Origin of the sequence: Micromonospora coerulea (genome assembly GCF_016598485.1) — a bacterium.
Classification (GTDB): Bacteria; Actinomycetota; Actinomycetes; order Mycobacteriales; family Micromonosporaceae; genus Micromonospora; species Micromonospora coerulea.
Window position 1 is genome coordinate 1 of the sequence record NZ_JAEMUW010000006.1, and the last position, 17792, is coordinate 17792.

Annotated in this window: 18 protein-coding genes and 1 pseudogene; 9 read left to right on the forward strand and 10 right to left on the reverse strand. The window is 71.8% G+C overall.

All coding sequences use genetic code 11. The annotated features are described in order from the left end of the window. Nucleotides 1–62 precede the first annotated feature (62 nt). Nucleotides 63–557, reverse strand: coding sequence for a hypothetical protein (locus I8N68_RS09920; protein WP_372433691.1), 495 nt, complete (start codon nt 555–557; stop codon nt 63–65). Between the two features lie 266 nt (nt 558–823). On the opposite strand from I8N68_RS09920, the gene I8N68_RS09925 reads away from it, so the two are divergent. From I8N68_RS09925 to I8N68_RS09940, 4 genes are all read left to right on the forward strand, one after another. After that, a protein-coding gene (locus tag I8N68_RS09925; protein WP_372433699.1) for an IS5 family transposase occupies nt 824–1644 on the forward strand; the annotation gives its coding sequence in 2 pieces (ribosomal slippage) (nt 824–1111 and nt 1114–1644; 819 coding nt in all). A gap of 125 nt (nt 1645–1769) precedes the next feature. Continuing rightward, entirely contained in the window at nt 1770–2084 is a 315-nt protein-coding gene (locus I8N68_RS09930) for an ankyrin repeat domain-containing protein (protein WP_200209601.1), read from the forward strand. A 249-nt stretch (nt 2085–2333) separates the two neighbouring features. Further along, nucleotides 2334–2681, forward strand: a complete 348-nt coding sequence (locus I8N68_RS09935; protein WP_200209602.1) for an Imm8 family immunity protein — start codon at nt 2334–2336, stop codon at nt 2679–2681. 190 nt (nt 2682–2871) lie between these two features. Further along, nucleotides 2872–3180 carry a hypothetical protein gene (locus I8N68_RS09940; RefSeq protein ID WP_200209603.1) on the forward strand — a complete coding sequence of 103 codons (309 nt, stop codon included), beginning with the start codon at nt 2872–2874 and terminating at the stop codon, nt 3178–3180. Between the two features lie 863 nt (nt 3181–4043). Here I8N68_RS09940 and I8N68_RS09945 read toward each other — a convergent pair. Next, nucleotides 4044–4712, reverse strand: a pseudogene (locus I8N68_RS09945) (transposase family protein); the annotation flags it as partial. Here I8N68_RS09945 and I8N68_RS33875 point away from each other — a divergent pair. After that, nucleotides 4645–4965: a tyrosine-type recombinase/integrase gene (locus I8N68_RS33875; protein ID WP_307812733.1), complete on the forward strand. Its 321-nt coding sequence runs from the start codon at nt 4645–4647 to the stop codon at nt 4963–4965. The pseudogene I8N68_RS09945 and the gene I8N68_RS33875 sit on opposite strands and share 68 nt — an antisense overlap. 81 nt (nt 4966–5046) lie before the next feature. Here the strand turns inward: I8N68_RS33875 and glnA are convergent, their stop codons facing one another. Further along, on the reverse strand, nt 5047–6471 hold the full coding sequence (gene glnA, locus I8N68_RS09955; protein ID WP_200209604.1) for a type I glutamate--ammonia ligase: 1425 nt from the start codon (nt 6469–6471) through the stop codon (nt 5047–5049). Between the two features lie 275 nt (nt 6472–6746). Between glnA and I8N68_RS09960 the strand changes: the two genes are divergently transcribed. Next, the gene (locus I8N68_RS09960) at nt 6747–7157 is read left to right on the forward strand and encodes an RDD family protein (RefSeq protein ID WP_200209605.1); all 411 of its coding nucleotides are present in this window, start codon (nt 6747–6749) and stop codon (nt 7155–7157) included. A 51-nt stretch (nt 7158–7208) separates the two neighbouring features. Here I8N68_RS09960 and I8N68_RS09965 read toward each other — a convergent pair whose 3' ends face one another. Further along, nucleotides 7209–7895 carry a DUF4191 domain-containing protein gene (locus I8N68_RS09965; RefSeq protein WP_200209606.1) on the reverse strand — a complete coding sequence of 229 codons (687 nt, stop codon included), beginning with the start codon at nt 7893–7895 and terminating at the stop codon, nt 7209–7211. A 215-nt stretch (nt 7896–8110) separates the two neighbouring features. On the opposite strand from I8N68_RS09965, the gene I8N68_RS09970 reads away from it, so the two are divergent. Beyond that, entirely contained in the window at nt 8111–8281 is a 171-nt protein-coding gene (locus I8N68_RS09970) for a hypothetical protein (protein ID WP_200209607.1), read from the forward strand. Beyond that, nucleotides 8278–11388: a helix-turn-helix transcriptional regulator gene (locus I8N68_RS09975; RefSeq protein ID WP_307812735.1), complete on the forward strand. Its 3111-nt coding sequence runs from the start codon at nt 8278–8280 to the stop codon at nt 11386–11388. The genes I8N68_RS09970 and I8N68_RS09975 overlap by 4 nt, the downstream gene beginning before the upstream one ends. On the opposite strand, the gene I8N68_RS09980 is transcribed toward I8N68_RS09975, so the two are convergent. The 3 genes from I8N68_RS09980 to I8N68_RS09990 all read right to left on the reverse strand — a co-directional run bounded on the left by I8N68_RS09980 (nt 11385) and on the right by I8N68_RS09990 (nt 14477). Further along, nucleotides 11385–12974: a DUF423 domain-containing protein gene (locus I8N68_RS09980; RefSeq protein ID WP_200209608.1), complete on the reverse strand. Its 1590-nt coding sequence runs from the start codon at nt 12972–12974 to the stop codon at nt 11385–11387. The genes I8N68_RS09975 and I8N68_RS09980 overlap by 4 nt on opposite strands. Before the next feature lie 58 nt (nt 12975–13032). After that, nucleotides 13033–14076, reverse strand: coding sequence for a lipoyl synthase (lipA, locus tag I8N68_RS09985; protein WP_200209609.1), 1044 nt, complete (start codon nt 14074–14076; stop codon nt 13033–13035). 239 nt (nt 14077–14315) lie between these two features. Then, the gene (locus tag I8N68_RS09990) at nt 14316–14477 is read right to left on the reverse strand and encodes a hypothetical protein (RefSeq protein WP_200209610.1); all 162 of its coding nucleotides are present in this window, start codon (nt 14475–14477) and stop codon (nt 14316–14318) included. On the opposite strand from I8N68_RS09990, the gene aspS reads away from it, so the two are divergent. Next, the gene (gene aspS / locus I8N68_RS09995; protein WP_200209611.1) at nt 14467–15753 is read left to right on the forward strand and encodes an aspartate--tRNA(Asn) ligase; all 1287 of its coding nucleotides are present in this window, start codon (nt 14467–14469) and stop codon (nt 15751–15753) included. The two genes, I8N68_RS09990 and aspS, sit on opposite strands and share 11 nt — an antisense overlap. Nucleotides 15754–15804: 51 nt before the next feature. On the opposite strand, the gene nadE is transcribed toward aspS, so the two are convergent. The 3 genes from nadE to lipB all read right to left on the reverse strand — a co-directional run bounded on the left by nadE (nt 15805) and on the right by lipB (nt 17771). Beyond that, nucleotides 15805–16629: an NAD(+) synthase gene (gene nadE / locus I8N68_RS10000; protein ID WP_307812737.1), complete on the reverse strand. Its 825-nt coding sequence runs from the start codon at nt 16627–16629 to the stop codon at nt 15805–15807. Between the two features lie 100 nt (nt 16630–16729). Continuing rightward, nucleotides 16730–17122: a VOC family protein gene (locus I8N68_RS10005; protein ID WP_200209612.1), complete on the reverse strand. Its 393-nt coding sequence runs from the start codon at nt 17120–17122 to the stop codon at nt 16730–16732. A 4-nt stretch (nt 17123–17126) separates the two neighbouring features. Beyond that, nucleotides 17127–17771: a lipoyl(octanoyl) transferase LipB gene (gene lipB, locus I8N68_RS10010; RefSeq protein WP_200209613.1), complete on the reverse strand. Its 645-nt coding sequence runs from the start codon at nt 17769–17771 to the stop codon at nt 17127–17129. Nucleotides 17772–17792 lie beyond the last annotated feature (21 nt).

The following is a 17792-nucleotide window of genomic DNA, read 5'->3' on the forward strand; positions in this document are numbered from 1 at the left end:
AGGTCTGACGACTGCCCGACGAGGAGATCCGCTCAGGCCGCCACAAAGCCCAGGATGGAGGGTCAATCCTCGTCTACGGCCAGGACCGCGACGACAATCCCGCCACCGGTGCCGGCCACGAGCGCATCAAACGTGTGCCGGGTGACCCAACCGCCGGCGGGGTCGATGTTTGACCACCAGCGCGTCTCGGGCCCCAGCAGATCCACCAGTCGGCCGAACACCTCCTGCGCCTTGCTCTCCGAGTAGCGTCCCTTCATCCCATACGCAAGCGTTCGGGATGCGGTCTCCACCAGCACGGCCAAGGCGGCATCCTGGTCCAACTCCGACAGCCGGTAGCGCAGTTGCGCGGCATCCTGTGGTGCTTGGGGCGGACAACCCGACCCGCTCACTGAGTCGACCACTGCGCATTCCAGCAGGAACGCGAACGCCCTGTCGAATACATCAACGCCGTCAAGGACGTCCACCAACGTCCACAGGTGCTCATTGCCGTACGGCCCCGGCAGGCCTGCCAAGAGATGCTGAACCCGTGCCAGTCGCTGCGAGCTATCCAAGATCACTCACCCGGCCGTTCCCTCACCAACATCCGCCGATCCTGGCAGACCCGCAGACACGCTGTCGACGTGCCGAGCGCGAACACCAGGGCGTCACGGGCCATCCATGGGCCAGTAGCGGCGGCCGGCAGCGGTCACGAATGGGCACCAGGGGCAACTAGGGCGTGTCTCCTGGATCTTGTTGCCGGGTTGGGCTATGAAGTCGTGTCGTGAGTGGACGGTTCGAACTCACTGATGCCGAGTACGCGAAGATTGTGCCGCTTTTGCCTTCGATGGTGCCGCAGCGGGGTGGGCGGTGGCGTGATCATCGGCAGGTGATCAACGGGATCCTGTTCCGTGTACGCACGGGTGTGCCGTGGCGGGACTTACCTGACCGGTACGGGCCGTGGAAGACGTTGTACAAGCGGTTCGCCCGGTGGGAGGCCGATGGGACGTGGGCGCGGATCGAGGCGGCGTTGCATACGGCTGCGGACGCGGCGGGCGATCTGGACTGGCGTGGTCACGCCGATTCCACGGTCGTGCGGGCGCATCAGCACGCCGCGGGTGCCCGAAAGGGGGGCTGAGCAGCCGTGACGCAGCGCGACGGGAAGCTCTCGGCAAGTCCCGAGGCGGGTGGACCACAAAGATCCACACGATCGGGGAAGGGCGGGGCCGGAACCTGGCCTCCCATCTGACCCCGGGCCAGGACTCCGACACCCGCGAGCTTGTCCGGCTGCTCGACGCGGTGTCGGTCCGGCGTCCCGGCGGCGTGGGACGGCCCCGCAAGCGCCTGGACAGCCTCGCCGCGGACAAGGCCTACAGCTCACGAGCGAACCGGACGACGCTCCGCGCCCGGCGCATCCCGCACGACATTCCGGAGAAGGACGATCAGAAGGCCAACCGCCGGCGTCGGGGCTCTCGCGGCGGTCGTCCACCGGCATTCCGCCCCGAGGGGTACCGGCAGCGCAACACCATCGAACGACTCATGAACCGGCGCAAGCAGTTCCGGGCCGTGGCCATCCGCTACGACAAACTCGCCAGCCGCTACCGCGCCACGGTGCAGATCGCCGACATCTTCATCTGGCTCCGCGCGAAGCCCGACCGCCGTTCATGATCCAGGAGACACGCCCTAGCTCCGCCGTTGACCGCAGGCGTTTCGGGCATCACGACCGGTTGAGCACGCTCTTCCAAACTGGCGATCTTGTCGGTACGCCGGCTGGGTCACGTAGAGTCCGCCCAGTGACGCCCGCGCACCTAGCCGTTGAACACGAGGACCTGCCGAAGCTGCGGGAGCTTCTCGATGCCGGGGCTGACATCGAAAATCCGGACGAGCAGGGCTTCACGCTCTTGCTGCACGCGATCGACATCGAGAGAGACGGAGCCAACCAGACGGGCGAGCCGCTGCACGTCTCGATGACCGCGTTTCTGCTGGCGCGTGGGGCAGACCCGCTGCGGCGGGACGGCTCGGGCGCGACGCCGCTCGACTTCGCGGAGACGACCGGGCACTGGCTGGCTGCAGAGCTGATTCGTGCGTGGATTCGCCGCCGGTCATAGCGGCGGATGCGTGCAGGCCTCGCAGGATCTGGTTGGGCGCGACACGGCGGGCTGAGAGCTGACGCTTCGGACGGCCGCGACAGGTGAGCGGTCCGCATCCAGTCCGCAAGAGGTCGATGGATGGCGGGGGAGCGGTGAGAGATGCTGAAAGCTGTTTCCGCTGCTAGAGCCACATTCGCCAAGGTCAGCGGAAAGGGCAATTTGATCTCATAATTCGCCGTCGGTGGCGCCAGGCGGTAACTTGCCTCCATGCGTGCGGAAGTGCGACACGTCCGGTTCCCCGACATGGAATCCGACCAACCCTTTGATCCTCGGAACACCTTGCAACTGGTCGAGGTGTACGTCGGCGTCGTAGGCGAACCAGGTGAGGAGCAGTACCAGGCGACTGCATGCACCCCTGCCGCCTTGGCCGACCTACTGGTCGGGCAGCCCTTCCTGGTGGGGCGTCACTGGCTGTTCATGGCAGAGTTCTCGCCGGCGCCCGTCGAGGCAGCATTGCGCAAGCTGATCGGGAACGTCGAAGCGACCAGCCGGACCGAGCTCGCTGAGATGGTCGGCCGGATTGGTCTATGGGAGTTCGAGGACTACCGCGGCTAACAGACGCTGCTGGCCCTGCAACCGGTACAGCCATCCGTACAACCAAAGCCGCTCGACGGCCCTGGGCTCGGACCGACGCAAGGCGACGAGGTGAGCAGGCCAGCCGCAGTGACCGACGCCGGCCGACAGCAGTCTTGATCTTTGCAAGGCAGGGCCACATATGATCGGGGACCCGCGTCAAGGAGGTCAGATGGAGACATGGCGCTTCGTTGCCGCTGTCATGATGAGTCTGACCATGGGCCTCATCGGTGTCGCCCTGGCCACCAACTTCCGAGGCGTGACCGAGTGGCACATGCGCCGGTCGATGGCCACCGCGAGCGTGCTACGGCGAGTTCCGCCGTGGCGCTGGCTTCCGGATGCCCAGTACGACAAGCGTCTAGCGCGTTTCGTTCTGCTGGAACGGGTGATTGGCGTGATCTTCGCTGCGGCCGGCGTCATGTTCTTGATTGTTGTCGTCTACGGGGTCCTGTCCGGCGAGCCGATGCCGTCGAGCCGATGAGGAAGCCGCGGGCGTCCGTGCCTGCCACGCGAGCGGTCCGCATCTGGTCCGCAAGAGGTCCACGGACAGCGGGGGAGTGGTGAGAGATGTCGAGAGGTGTTTCCGCTGCTAGAAGCCCATCCGTACAGCGTGCTGGGTCGCCCATTTTGATCTCATAATCCCTCGGTCGCGGGTTCGAGTCCCGCCCGCCCCACCTCGATAGACCCCTGCTCAGCCAGCGGTAACGGGATGGCAGCAGAGGCGGGAAGCGGTCAGGCCCACCACTTCGGGTACCACCTCAGGACCTCTTCCGCAGACTTCGGCGGCTTGGACTCCCTTTCCCGCCAAGCGGCAATGGCAGTCGGACCATGAGCCACCAGTCCCCCGGCGAGGAGAAGTGGCGACGTGACCTGTTCGGGCCAGCCCAGCCACAACCCGACACCCGACGCAAGCAGGAGCAGGAGCCCCACGAGTTGCGTCATCCGGAGACGCGGCCGCTTCATGCCTGCAAGTCTACGTTTGATCGACAACGAGGCCGACTCCCCGAAGCCGGCAGGGGCGACGAGAATGCGGCAGAAATGGGGCGGCGTGCGATCTGCGTGCGATAAGTGGCGGTGATCACGAGCCAAGAGCGGTCAACTAAGGGCAACGGCGACCGATGCAGCCGGGATACCAACAGCAAGATCCCCACCGGCGTTTCCGCTGGTGGGGACCTCTGTAGCCCGGCGAAAGGCTATGTGGCCAGGGGCGGGGTCGAACCGCCGACCTTCCGATTTTCAGGTAGAAGGTGCACCCACACGGGCCCACGGGATGCTCGGTAGATGGCAACAGCTAAGGGACGTCTCGTAACTGGGTCGAAGCGTTGCCCTGCGCCCGACCGGCGTTCAGCCGGTGAGGATGATGTTGTGGAGGTTGGCGATGCCGGAAGCGGCGTCGGTCAATGTGTGGGCGGCGCGGCGGTAGTCGCGCAGGATCTTGAAGCACTTCATCCTGGCCAGGGCGTGTTCGACCCCTGCTCGGACGGTGCGGTGTTCGACGTTGAGGGCTTGCTTCCAGTCGGGCAGGTCGGTGCCGTCGGTGGGCTTGCGGTACGGGATGATCACCTCGGGGTTGCCGCGGTAGCCGCCGTCGGCCATCACCGGCCGCCCGTCCAGCTTCTCCTCGATGCCGCTGCTGCGGTAGACGATCGTGTCGTTGCGGTTGCCGGGCTGGGGGTCGCCGACGGCGATGACCAGGCGGGTGCTGGCGTCGATGGCGACCTGCAGGTTGGTCGAGTACCGGTAGTTCTTGCTCCGGGCGGCCAGGCGGTGGTCCCGGGTCGGGATCAGGGTCCCGTCGACGATGGCGATCTGGTCGACCGGCCGCCGGCGCACCGGCGCGAGGGCCAGCAGCGGGCCGAGGGTGTCAATGACGCGGTGCGCGGCCGAGTGCGACACCCCGAACAGCGGACCGATCTGGCGCATGGTCAGGTTGGTACGCCGGTAGGTGGCCACCAGCAGCACCCGGTCGGGCAGATCCAGGGCCCACTGCCGGCCCGGCCGCCCGTCGGCGACCGCTCGGGAAGCGGTCGGCCTGCCGGCGCGGTGGGGGATACACGGACTGCGGCACTACTACGCGACGGTGCTGATCCACGCGGGCGCATCGGTGAAGACGGTTCAGCTCTCGCTGGGGCACAGCACGCCCACCGTCACGCTCAACACCTACGTCCACGAGTGGCCGGACGTGCTCGACCGGACCCGGCTGCTCATTGACGGCGCGCTCGGTCAACACGGAACGGCGGCCACGCCGGCTGTGAGCCGGGCATGACCGCCGTCCGTGAGGTTGTACCCAACCTGTACTCAAGATCAGTGGCAATCCTGTTGGTCCAGGTCAGCGCCTTGATCGGCCTCAGCAGTCGAAGTACATGGCGAACTCATGCGGGGTCGGGCGCAGGCGCACCGGGTCGACCTCGTTGGCCCGCTTCCAGCCCACCCAGGTGGAGATCAGGTCCGGGGTGAACACGCCGCCGTCGAGCAGGTAGTCGTGGTCGGCCTCGAGGGCGTCCAGCACGGCGGGCAGCGAGCCCGGGACCTGCTTGACGTCGCCCCACTCCTCCGGCGGCAGGTCGTAGAGGTCCTTGTCGATCGGCGCCGGCGGCTCGATCTTGTTCTTGATGCCGTCCAGGCCGGCCATCATCATCGCCGAGAAGGCGAGGTACGGGTTGCTGGACGGGTCCGGCACCCGGAACTCGACCCGCTTGGCCTTCGGGTTGCTGCCCGTGACCGGGATGCGGGTGCAGGCGGAGCGGTTGCGCTGCGAGTAGACCAGGTTGACCGGCGCCTCGAAGCCCGGCACCAGCCGGCGGTACGAGTTGACCGTCGGGTTGGTGAAGGCCAGCAGCGACGGCGCGTGGTGCAGCAGGCCGCCGATGTACCAGCGGGCGGTGTCCGACAGGCCGGCGTACCCGGTCTCGTCGTAGAACAGCGGCTCGCCGTTCAGCCAGAGGCTCTGGTGGGTGTGCATGCCGGAGCCGTTGTCGCCGAAGAGCGGCTTCGGCATGAAGGTGGCGGTCTTGCCGGCGGCCCACGCCTCGTTCTTGATCAGGTACTTGAAGAGCTGGAGCTGGTCCGCCGAGTGGAGCAGGGTGGAGAACTTGTAGTTAATCTCCGACTGGCCGGCGGTGCCGACCTCGTGGTGTGAGCGCTCCACCGTGAAGCCGGCGTCGATCAGGCGGCGGACCATGCTGTCGCGCAGGTCGGCGTAGTGGTCCACCGGCGGCACCGGGAAGTAGCCGCCCTTGTACGCGGTCTTGTAACCGCGGTTGCCGCCCTCCTCCTCGCGGCCGGAGTTCCAGGCGCCCTCGATCGAGTCGATGTAGTAGAACGACTGGTGCGCGGAGGTCTCGTGGCGGATCGAGTCGAAGATGTAGAACTCCGCCTCGGCGCCGAAGTACGCGGTGTCGGCGATGCCGCTCGCCGCCAGGTACGCCTCGGCCTTCTTCGCCACGTTCCGCGGGTCCCGGGAGTACGCCTCGCGGGTGAACGGGTCGTGGATGAAGAAGTTCAGCGCGAGGGTCTTCTGGGCGCGGAACGGGTCGATGAAGGCGCTCGCGACGTCCGGGAGCAGGAGCATGTCCGACTCGTGGATCGCCTGGAAGCCGCGGATCGACGAGCCGTCGAACGCGAGGCCGTCGGTGAAGACGCTGTCGTCGAAGGACTCGACCGGCAGATTGAAGTGCTGCATCACGCCGGGCAGGTCACAGAAACGTACGTCGACGAACTTCACGTCCTCGTTCTTGAGGTATCGCAGGAGTTCCTCGGGATTGGCGAACACACGTCCTCCTGGCACGTCCACGGGGTGGCTAGGCTCCTGACGACGCTATGACCGCGGGGTTGCCCGGCCGTGTCTCCTATGTTTCTGCCGTGTTACGTCCCTCGCACAGCGTCATCTGGCCCGCTCAGCACCCCTGGTTTTCCGTTCGGACGATACCGGCTGTAACGGGTGTAGCGCCAATTGATGTCTTTGGTCCGATTTCTCGCTCCGCGCCGATCGCGTGGGTGTGACCGCCACCGACACCGCCGGGGCGGACCTGACTACCCTTGACGGTCGTGACCGCTCCCGCCGCCGTACCGGTGCCGCCCGCCGCGGACCCGGCCTTCACGCCCCCGAGCATCGGCCGCCGCTTCGGCGCCCTCGTCATCGACTGGGTGCTCTGCCTGCTGGTCTCCAACTTCTTCGCCGACCCGGTCCGCGACGGCTGGGCCCCGGTGCTGGTCCTGGTCCTGGAGTACGCCGTCTTCCTCGGCCTCTTCGCCCAGACCCCCGGCATGTACATCACCCGGATCCGCTGCCTGTCGTGGTCCGACGGCGGCCGGATCGGGGTGCCCCGCGCCCTGCTCCGCGGCGTCCTGCTCGCCCTGGTCGTCCCCGCCCTGATCATGGGCGCCCACCGCCGCGGCTTCCACGACCGCCTCACCGACTCCGTCATCACCACCGCCCTGACACCTGGCCGCCGGTAGGACGGAAAAGAGCCGGACCCGTGGGGGTCCGGCTCTTTCCGTGATACGGGGTCAGCGGCCCCGTGTCTGGCGGAAGGCGCGCGGGGGGCGCATGTTCTTGGGGATGGCGCCCTTGGGCATCTGCGGGCGGGCGGTGAGCGCCTTGAGCCGCTTGTCGAGGGCGTTGACGTCCTTCGGGGAGAGGCTGCGCGGCAGCCGCATCAGGGTCGTCCGCAGCTTGCGGATCGGCAGCTCGCCCTCGTCCTGGCCGATCACGTAGTCGTGCAGCGGGGCGGATCCGATCACCTTGGCCAGCCGGCGCTTCTCCTGCCCGAGCAGGCCGCGGACCCGCTGCGGGTTCCCCTCCGCCAGCAGGATCACGCCGGGCCGGCCGATCACCAGGTGCACCATGTCCATCTGGGTGGTGGAGCTGACCGCGGGCGTCACCCGCCAGTCGCCGCGCATGCTCTCCATGATCTGCGCCGCCGCGCCCGGCTGGCCCTCGGCGGCGTTCATCATCGCCTTGTTGGACCGCAGGTTCAGCACGATCAGCACCGCGAGCAGGGTGAGCAGGATGCCGATCGGCAGCCAGATCCAGCCCCATTGAATGACCGCGACCACGGTGAGTGCGAGCGGGATCAGCACGGCCGCCGCGGTCAGCGGCGCGAACCACCGGTCCTGCTTGGCGGTGAACTGGAACACCATCCCGATCTGCTTCAGCCGCTGGCCGAACGAGACCTTCTCCTGGGGCTTTGCCATGCCGCAGAGTCTAGTGGTCGCCGCCCGCCCCGTTGATCCGCGGCCGGCCTCCGGCACGCGGCTGAGTACCTTACGTCGCCACCGGCGTCGCTGAGGCCCCCGCTAAGGAGGGTGCGGGGGCGAAGATCGGGCTGCCGACCCATGCCCCGGGGCCACCTTCGCGCGGAAAGTGAATCTCGACAGGGACCACGACACCGCACGACAGGGGAATCGAGATGTTCGGCAACGACGCAGACTTCCTGCTCACCATCCACCGTACGCACGCCTCCGAGCTCCAGGCCGACGCGGCCGCCGACCGGCTCGCCCGGGCGCTGCCCCGCCGCCAGCCGCGCGGCTGGCTCGGCCGCCGGCACCACGCCGCCCGCGCCACCGACGCCCGCCGGTGACCGCCACCGCACTGCCGGCCGCACCGGCCACCGGGCCGACCGCCGTCGGACCCGGCGGGGCGGCCGGGGTGGGCGGCGCCGGCGCCGCCCGGATCCCGGGCACCGGGCCGGCCGTCACGGGGGCGGCCGGCCCGGCGCCCGGTTACCGGCCGGTCGGCGGGGACCCGGCCGGCCGCCGTCGTGGCATGCTCGACGTCGTGACCGCACGCGCCGCCAGCACCGTCCTCGTCGGCCGCCAGCACGAGGTGGCGGCGCTGCGTGACGCGCTCGGCCGGGCCCGTACCGGCGAGCCCACCACCGTCCTCGTCGGCGGTGAGGCCGGCGTCGGCAAGACCCGGTTGCTGGAGGAGTTCGGCGGCCTCGCCACCGCCAGCGGGGCGCGCATCCTGATCGGCCAGTGCCTGGAGCTGGGCGAGGCCGGCCTGCCCTTCGCGCCGTTCGCCGCGGCGCTGCGGGAGGTGCTGCGCCGCGACGGCCCGGACGCCTTCGCCGGATACGAGGCGGAGTTCGCCCGGCTGCTGCCGGAGCTGGCCCGGGTGCCGGCCGCGGCCGCCGCGCCGATCGGCCTGCCCGGGTCGGACACCCCGCGCGGCTACCTCTTCGACCTGGTGGCCGAGCTGTTCCAGCGGTTGGCGGCCGGCCAGCCGCTGGTGCTGGTGATCGAGGACCTGCACTGGGCCGACCGGTCCACCCGGGACCTGATCGGCTTCCTGGTCCGGGCGGCCCGCACCGCGCGGCTGCTGCTGGTCTGCACCTACCGCACCGACGAGCTGCACCGCGGCCACCCGTTGCGCCCCTTCCTCGCCGAGCTGGACCGGGCCCGCGGCGTCGAACGCGTCGAGCTGGGCCGGCTCGACCGGGACGGCACCGGCGCGATCCTGGCCGACCTGCTCGGCGTCGAGCCCGCCCCGCGGGCCGTCGACGACGTGCACGACCGCACCCAGGGCAATCCCTTCTTCATCGAGGAGCTGGCCGCCGCGGGCGACCCGGTGGGCTGCGCCGCGCTGCCGGAGACCCTGCGCGACCTGCTGCTGGCCCGGGTCGACCGGCTGCCCGAGCCGGCCCAGCGGGTGCTGCGGATCGCCGCCGCCGGCGGCACCCGCTTCGCCCACCAGCTCCTCGCCGAGGTGGCCGGCCTGCCCGAGGCCGAGCTGGAGGACGCGCTGCGCGCCGCGGTGGCCGCCCAGCTCGTGGTGGCCGACCCCGAGGGCGACTACGAGTTCCGCCACGCGCTGGTCCGCGAGGCCGTCCACGACGAGCTGCTCCCCGGCGAGCACGCCCGGCTGCACGCCCGGTACGCGGCCGCCATCGAGGCGCAGCCGCACCTGGTGGCCGCCGGCCGCGCCCCGGCCGAGATCGCCCACCACTGGTACGCCGCGCACGACCACCCCCGCGCCCTGGTTACCGCCCGCGCCGCCGCCAACGCCGCCGCCGACCGGTGCGCGTACGCGGAGCAGAGCCGGCTGCTGGAGCGGGTGCTGGAGCTGTGGGAGCTGGTGCCCGACGCCGCCGACCGGCTCGGCATGGACCACCTGCGGGTGCTGGAGGAGACCCTGGCGGCGGCCAGCACCGCCGGCGACTACACCCGGGCGGCCACCCTCACCCGGGCCGCGCTGGCGGAGGTGGACACCGCCGCCGAGCCGCTGCGCGCCGCCTGCCTGCTCGACCAGCGGGGCCGGCTGCTGGCGCTGCTCGGCAAGAGTGACGGCGCGGTGGAGCTGCGGGAGGCGTACCGGCTGGCCAGCGGGGTGCCGGACGGCGCGCAGCGGGTCCGGGTGCTCGCCGACATCGCCGCCCACCTGGTGAAGGTCGATCCGGAGCAGGCCGCCTCGGTGGCTGCCGAGGCGATGGCGGCCGCCGAGGCGATCGGCGTGGACGTCGCGCTGCTGCCCACCCGGATCGCCCTGCTCTGCCGTACCGACAAGGCCCCCGACCTGGGGCTGGCCGAGCTGCGCCGGGCGGAGGCCACGGCCCGTGCCAGCGGCAACGCGCCCGCGCTGGTCAGCGCCCTGGTCCACCTCTCCGACGTGCTTTTCGAGCTGGGTCACTACGCCGAGTCGGAGCAGGCGGCCCTGGCCGGGGTGAGCGAGGCGCGCCGGGTCGGGATCAGCCGCTCCGCCGGCGCGTACCTGCTGTCCAACCGGGCCGAGGCGCTGATCGCGCTGGGCCGCTGGGACGAGGCCGACGCGGTCTGCGCCGAGGCGGCCCGGATCGACCCACCGGGCGTCTCCGGCCTGCACTGGCTCCAGCTTCGCGCCGGGCTGCGGCTGGCCCGGGCGCATCCGGCCGCCGACGAGCTGGTGGGTCGCGCGCTGGCCTTCCTCGCCCGGCCGTACCTCTGGCCCAACCACCGGCTGCCGCTGCACGAGCTTCGGATGGCGGCCGCGCTGGCCGCCGACGACAAGCTGGAGGCGGTCCGCGCGGCGCGGACCGCGCTGGCCGACGAGCGCCTGCCCGACCTGCCGCGCGAGGGGTGGCCGGTGCTCACCGCCGCGGGCCGCGCCGCCGCGCTGGCCGGGGACGCCGACCTCGCCGCCGAGGTGTCCACCCTGGCCGCCGCGCTACCCGCCCGCTACCCGGCTGAGCGGGCGCACGCCGCCCAGGTCACCGCGGTCCTGGCGACCGGCGACGCGGCCCTGCCGGCCTGGCGGGCGGCGGTGGAGGCGTGGCGGGTGACCGGGCAGCCGTACCCGCTGGGCCGGGCGCTGCTCGGGCTGGCCGAGGCGGCCGCCTCGGCCGGGGTGCGGGACGAGGTGGCCGGCGCGGTACGGGAGGCCAGCGAGCTCGCCGGCCGGCTCGGCGCGACGCCGCTGGCCGAGCAGGCCGCCACCCTGGCCCGCCGGGTCGGGTTGCGCGGCGGCGGGCGTCCCGGCGCCGACCTGCTGACCAGCCGGGAGCAGGAGGTGTTGCGGCTGGTGGCCGAGGGGCACAGCAACAGCCGGATCGCCGAGCGGCTCTTCATCTCGCCGAAGACGGCCAGCGTGCACGTCTCCCGGATCATCGCCAAGCTGGACGTCACCAACCGGGTGGAGGCCGCCGCGCTGGCTCACCGCCTCGGCCTCCTCGACCACCCCACCGCCACCATCCCGCCACCGCGCACCCGCTAACGGGGGAGGTAGATCCGCCAGCCTTCGACCGGGACCGCCGCCAGGTCGCCGGTGTCCGGGCCGACTCGTTGGTCGAGTCGGGCGGCCAGTGGCGACCCGGCCGGGGCGACCCAGCCGGCGCCGGGGTCGGCATCCACCGCCCGCCGGTACGCGGGGTACCGGTCGAAGCCGGGGCGCAGGTCGTCGTCGACCACCGCGCAGACCACGTCCTCCGCGCTGGCGAAGGTGAGCCGGTTGCAGGTCCAGTAGCCGGCCCGGACGTGCCGCACGCCCAGCTCGTCGAGGGTGTCGACGAGCGCGCGGTGCCGGTCGGCCTCGGCGTGGATGGCCGGCACGGTGCGGACGGCGGCGGCCGTGGCGACGGTCGCCGTGCCGAGGATGGCGGCCAGCACCGTGACGGCGGCGACCCGGGCGGGGCCCCGGCCGGCGCGCGTCGCCGCCCGCAGCGGCCAGAGCAGGGCCGGGGTGGCGACGGCCAGGCAGGACAGGTAGCGGGCGCTCTCCACCGGGGTCCGCCCGGCGGCGCTGCTCAGCACGTACGCCCCGAGCACCGCCGCCGCCCCGACGAGCAGCGCCAACCGGACCGCCGCCCCGACCGACCGCTCCGGTGCGGCGGAGGCCGGTGCCGGCGCGCGGAGGGTGCGCCAGGCGGAGAGCGCGGCGAGCAGCAGCAGGACGGGGAAGGCGAGCGCCCACCAGAGCTGCCAGGTGGCGCAGTGGCCCGGCGAGCAGAAGCCCATGCCGAGCGGCAGGCCCAGCACCAGCCCGCCGTGCAGCCGCTCGCCCCAGCCGGCCGCCGCGTCCCCGCCGCTGGCGGTGAGGACGGCGGTGAAGGGGTCACGCCCGTGCCGGAGGCTGTCGAGCAGCATCGGCGCCGCGCCGAGCAGGGTCGCCGCCACCGTCACGATGCCGGCCCGGCCGGCCAGCTCCCGCCGCCGCCACGCCACGAGCACCACGCCGGTGCCGCCGATGTACGGCAGCAGCAGCGGATCGACCCAGAGCATGAGCCCGGAGATCAGTCCCCACGCCGCCCAGCGGGGCAGCCGGGCACCCGCCCGGCCGGCGCAGAGGTCCAGGGTGAGCAGGGCCAGCGCGACGCCTGCAGGATTCAGCTCGGGGTAGCCGCCGCCGGCGATCAACTGGTTCTTCACGATCCGGTCGGAGCCGAACGCGAGGAAGCCGACGACCAGCAGGGCGAACCAGCGGTCCCCGCCGAGCCGCCGGGTCAGCCGCCAGGTCAGGAGCAGGAAGAGCGCGTAGAGCACGAGGGTGGGCAGCCGCAGTGCGAGCACCGACGGCCCGGTCAGCGCGAGCAGCGGCGCGGCCAGGTACGCCTCCAGCGTGCCCATGTACGCCTGCCCGTGGAACCAGACCGGGAAGTCCTGCCCGCGGGCGATGTGCAGGGCGGCGAGCCCCATCGTCGCCTCGTCGCTGTTGGTCGGCGGCGCGTCGGCCAGCAGCAGAACGAGCCGGTAGCCGACCCCGGCGCGGACCACGAGCAGGGTGAGCAGCACCGGCAGCCGGAGACGCCGGGGCGCGCCTGGGCGCGCGGCTTCGCGCGACTCCTGGCGTACCCCGGCGGACATGCCCGGATCGTGGCATCAGGACCCAGGCAAATGTACGGTAATGCCGGATTTACCCGGCTCAGCCGGCGGTGACCCCTTCGCGGGCGTCCAGGGCCTGCTTGTAGAGCCGGCCGGCGCGGTACGACGAGCGGACCAGCGGCCCGCTCATCACGCCGGCGAAGCCGATCTCCTCGGCCTCCTCGCGCAGCTCGACGAACTCCTCGGGCTTGACCCAGCGGGTCACCGGGTGGTGCCGGGGGGAGGGGCGCAGGTACTGCGTGATGGTGATCAGCTCGCAGCCGGCCTCGTGCAGATCGCGCAGGGCCTGCGACACCTCGGCCCGCTCCTCGCCCATGCCCAGGATCAGGTTGCTCTTGGTCACCAGGCCGGCCGCGCGGGCCTGCCGGATCACGTCCAGCGAGCGGTCGTAGCGGAACGCCGGCCGGATCCGCTTGAAGATCCGCGGCACGGTCTCGACGTTGTGCGCGAGCACCTCGGGCCGGGCGCCGAACACCTCGGCGAGCTGCTCGGGCACCGCGTTGAAGTCGGGGATCAGCAGCTCGACGCCGCAGCCGGACTGGAGGGCGTGGATCTGCCGGACCGTCTCGGCGTAGAGCCAGGCCCCGCCGTCGGGCAGGTCGTCGCGGGCCACGCCGGTGATGGTCGCGTAGCGCAGGCCCATCGCGGCCACCGACTCCGCGACCCGGCGCGGCTCGTCGGCGTCGAACTCGGCGGGCTTGCCGGTGTCGATCTGGCAGAAGTCGCAGCGCCGGGTGCACTGGTCACCACCGATGAGGAAGGTGGCCTCCCGGTCCTCCCAGCACTCGTAGATGTTGGGGCAGCCGGCCTCCTGGCAGACGGTGTGCAGCCCCTCGCGCGAGACCAGCCCGCGCAGCTGGGTGTACTCCGGGCCCATCTTGGCCTTGACCTTGATCCACGGTGGCTTGCGCTCGATCGGCGTCTCGGCATTACGCGCCTCGATCCGCAGCATGCGCCGCCCCTCGGGGGCGACCGTCGCGGTGCGCGCAGCCTGCTCAGTCGTTGGCGCGGAGTGCTCGATCGTCACAAAACCGAGCCTACGCCCGGCGGTGCACGTCGATGTACGTCGGGCGACCGGCGTCACGCCGCAGATGTTGTGACACCGGACACCGGGCGTCGAAAATCCGCCGTCACAGACGCCCGGACGCGTGCTAGCGTCCCGGCAAAGCTGTGACGGAGCCGAGTAGCGTGCCGACCCGCCAGCGCAGAGAGCCGCCGGTTGCTGAGAGGCGGTCTGGCGCCGGGGCGCGAAGACCCTCCCGAGCTGCGGGAAGAACGGCGCCTCCGGGCGCCCAGTAGAGCCCGCCCGGCTGGCCCCGGTGATCAGGCGACGAACGAGGCTCCCGCCCAGGCGGGAGCGAAGGTGTGGTGGCACCGCGAGGTTTCCCGCTCGCCCACACCTCCCGGGGCCGAGGCGATGCTCCGCCGCCCGAGGGCGGCGAAGGCGTTGCGATCGACCGAGGAGCAGCCCACCGTGGAACGCATCCTGTCCTCCCAGCTCACCGCCCATGTCGGTGCGACCGTTCGGGTCGCCGGCTGGGTGCACCGCCGCCGGCTGCTCAAGTCGGTGGCCTTCCTGATCGTGCGGGACGCCGCCGGCCTGGCCCAGGTGGTGGTCACCGACCCGGCTGCCCGCGCCGCGCTGGAACAGCTCACCGAGGAGACGGTCGTCGAGGTCACCGCCATGGTGGTCGCGACCGCCACCGCGCCCGCCGGGGTCGAGCTGACCGACCCGACGGTACGACCGCTCGGCCCACCCGCCGTGCCGCCGCCGTTCGACCTGTACCGGCCGGCGCTCACCGCCACCCTGCCCACCCAGCTCGACAACGCCCCGACCGCGTTGCGCCACCCGACCCGATCGGCGGCGCTGCGGATCTCGGCGGCGGCGGTGGCCGGCTTCCGGGCCGCCCTGGACGGCCGCGACTACGTGGAGATCCACACCCCGAAGGTGGTCGCCTCGTCCACCGAGAGCGGGGCGAACGTCTTCGCGCTGGACTGGTTCGGCCGGCCCGCGTACCTGGCCCAGTCGCCACAGTTCTACAAGCAGCTGATGGTCGGCGTCTTCGAGCGGGTCTACGAGGTCGGGCCGGTGTTCCGGGCCGAGCCGCACGACACCGTGCGGCACCTGGCCCAGTACACCTCGCTCGACGTCGAGCTGGGTTTCGTCGCCGACCACCGGGACGTGATGGCGGTGCTGCGGGACACCCTGGCCGGGATGCTCAGCGCGGTCACCGAGCGGGCGGGGGGTGCGCTGGCCACCCTCGGGATCGCGGTGCCGCGGGTGCCGGCCGAGATCCCCGCCGTGCACTTCACCGAGGCGCTGAAGATCGCCGGGGCGCCGGCCGACGAGCCGGACCTCGCCCCGGCCCACGAGCGGGCGCTGGGGGAGTGGGCCATGGCCGAGCACGGCTCGGACTTCCTCTTCGTCACCGGGTACCCGATGGCGAAGCGGCCGTTCTACACCCACCCGGACCCGGCGCGGCCGGCGTACTCCAACGGGTTCGACCTGCTCTTCCGCGGCTTGGAGCTGGTCACCGGCGGGCAGCGGCTGCACCGGTACGACGACTACCTGGCCGCCCTCGCCGCGCGCGGCGAGCCGGTCGAGCCGTACGCCGGCTACCTGGACGCCTTCCGGCACGGCATGCCGCCGCACGGCGGCTTCGCCATCGGCCTGGAACGCTTCGTCGGCCGGCTCACCGGTGCGGCGAACATCCGCGAGGTGACCGCCTTCCCGCGCGACCTGCACCGGCTCACCCCGTAGCGGTACGCGTCGGCCCGGCGACGGCCGGGCCGACGCGAGCCCACCGGTCTGCTACGGCGCGACCGGCAGGCACCGCTTGTGGTCGGTCGCCCGGTAGCGGGCCACCAGCGCCTGCTCGACCTCCGCCGGGACCGGCCGGCCCTCCAGGTAGTCGTCGATGTGCTCGTACGCCAGGCCGAGCGCGTCCTCGTCGAGCTTGCCCGGGTCGAGGCTCTCCAGGTCCGCGGTCGGCGCCTTGCCGACCAGTTCGGCGGGGGCGCCGAGCGCTGCGGCGATCGCGCGCACCCGCCGCTTGGTCAGCCCGGTCAGCGGTACGACGTCGGCCGCCCCGTCCCCGTGCTTGGTGAAGAAGCCGGTGACCGCTTCGGCCGCGTGGTCGGTGCCGACGACCAGCCCGTCCATCGCCCCGGCCACCGCGTACTGGGCGATCATGCGCTGGCGGGCCTTGATGTTGCCGTGCACGAAGTCCTGCTGGGCGGCGTCCCGGAAGGTCAGCCCGCCCGCCACCAGCGCGTCCAACGCGGCGTCGCTGGCCGGCTTGACGTCGACCGTCAGCACTCGGTCGGCCCGGATGAACTCCAGTGCGGCCCGGGCGTGGTGCTCGTCGGCCTGCACCCCGTACGGCAGCCGCATCGCGACGAAGATCGCCGGGTGGCCGGCGTCGCGGGCCCGTTCCACCGCGAGCTGACAGAGCCGGCCCGCGGTGGTGGAGTCCACCCCGCCGCTGATGCCGAGGACCAGCGCCTTCAGCCCCGTGTCGACCAGGCGGTCGGCGAGGAAGACGACTCGGCGCTCGATCTCCCCTGCGGCGTCGAAGGTCGCCGCCACCTGAAGTTCGTCGGCGATCTGCTGCTGGATCGACATCACGTCGGTCATCGGGGTCCTTCCGTCGGCGCCTCGTCTCGACAGCAGCCAACCTTTCCCGGGACGGTGGGTCAATCGGGTTGAGACCGAGTCGACACCTGCCGGCGCGCGGTCAGGCGGGGCCGAGCAGGTCCCAGGGATTGCCGGCGAGGTCGCGGAAGACCGCGACCCGCCCGTACGGCTCGGTGCGCGGGGGCGTCACGAACTCGACGTTCGCCGCCCGCATCCGACGGTAGGTGGCCTCGAAGTCGTCGACGCGGAGGAAGAAGCCGACCCGTCCGGCGGTCTGGTCGCCGACCGTCGCCTCCTGCCGCTCGCCGTCGGCGCGGGCCAGCAGCAGCCCGGTCCCGCCACCCGGCGGGCGGACCACCACCCAGCGCTTCGGCCGCCCGTCGTTGGTGAGCGAAGGCTTGTCCTCCACCAGCTCGAAGCCGAGCACCTCGGTGAAGAAGTCGATGGCCGGGTCGTAGTCGGCGACGACGAGGGTGACGAGATCGATGCGCACCCGGTCAGCCTTCGAGCGTGACCAGGGTGGGCAGGTGGCGCTCGACGACCGGGAGCACGTCGGCGACGGTGACCGGATGGCCCAGCTCAGCGGTGAGCGATGTGGTGCCCGCGTCCCGGATGCCGCAGGGGACGATCCGGTCGTAGTACGACAGGTCGCAGTCGCAGTTGATCGCGAAGCCGTGCTGGGTGACGCCCCGGGCCACCCGGATGCCGATGGCGGCGACCTTGCGGGCCGGGCCGTGGTCGTCCTCCGGCACCCAGACGCCGCTGCGCCCCTCGACCCGGCCGGCGGTCAGCCCGAACTCGGCGCAGACGTCGATCAGCAGCTGCTCGGTGCGGCGCACGTACGCCACCACGTCCACCGGGTCGGGCAGCTTGACGATCGGGTAGCCGACGAGCTGCCCCGGCCCGTGCCAGGTGATCTTGCCGCCGCGGTCGACGTCGACCACCGGGGTGCCGTCCATCGGGCGGTCCCACGGCTCGGTGCGCTTGCCGGCGGTGTAGACGCTGGGGTGCTCCAGCAGCAGCACGGTGTCGCCCTGCTCGCCGGCCACCACGGCCTCGTGCAGCCGCCGCTGCTCGTCCCACGCGTCCCGGTAGTCGATCAGCCCGGCCCGCACCGCGGTCAACGAAGTCGTCACGCTCACCCGTCCACCCTAGCCCCGCCG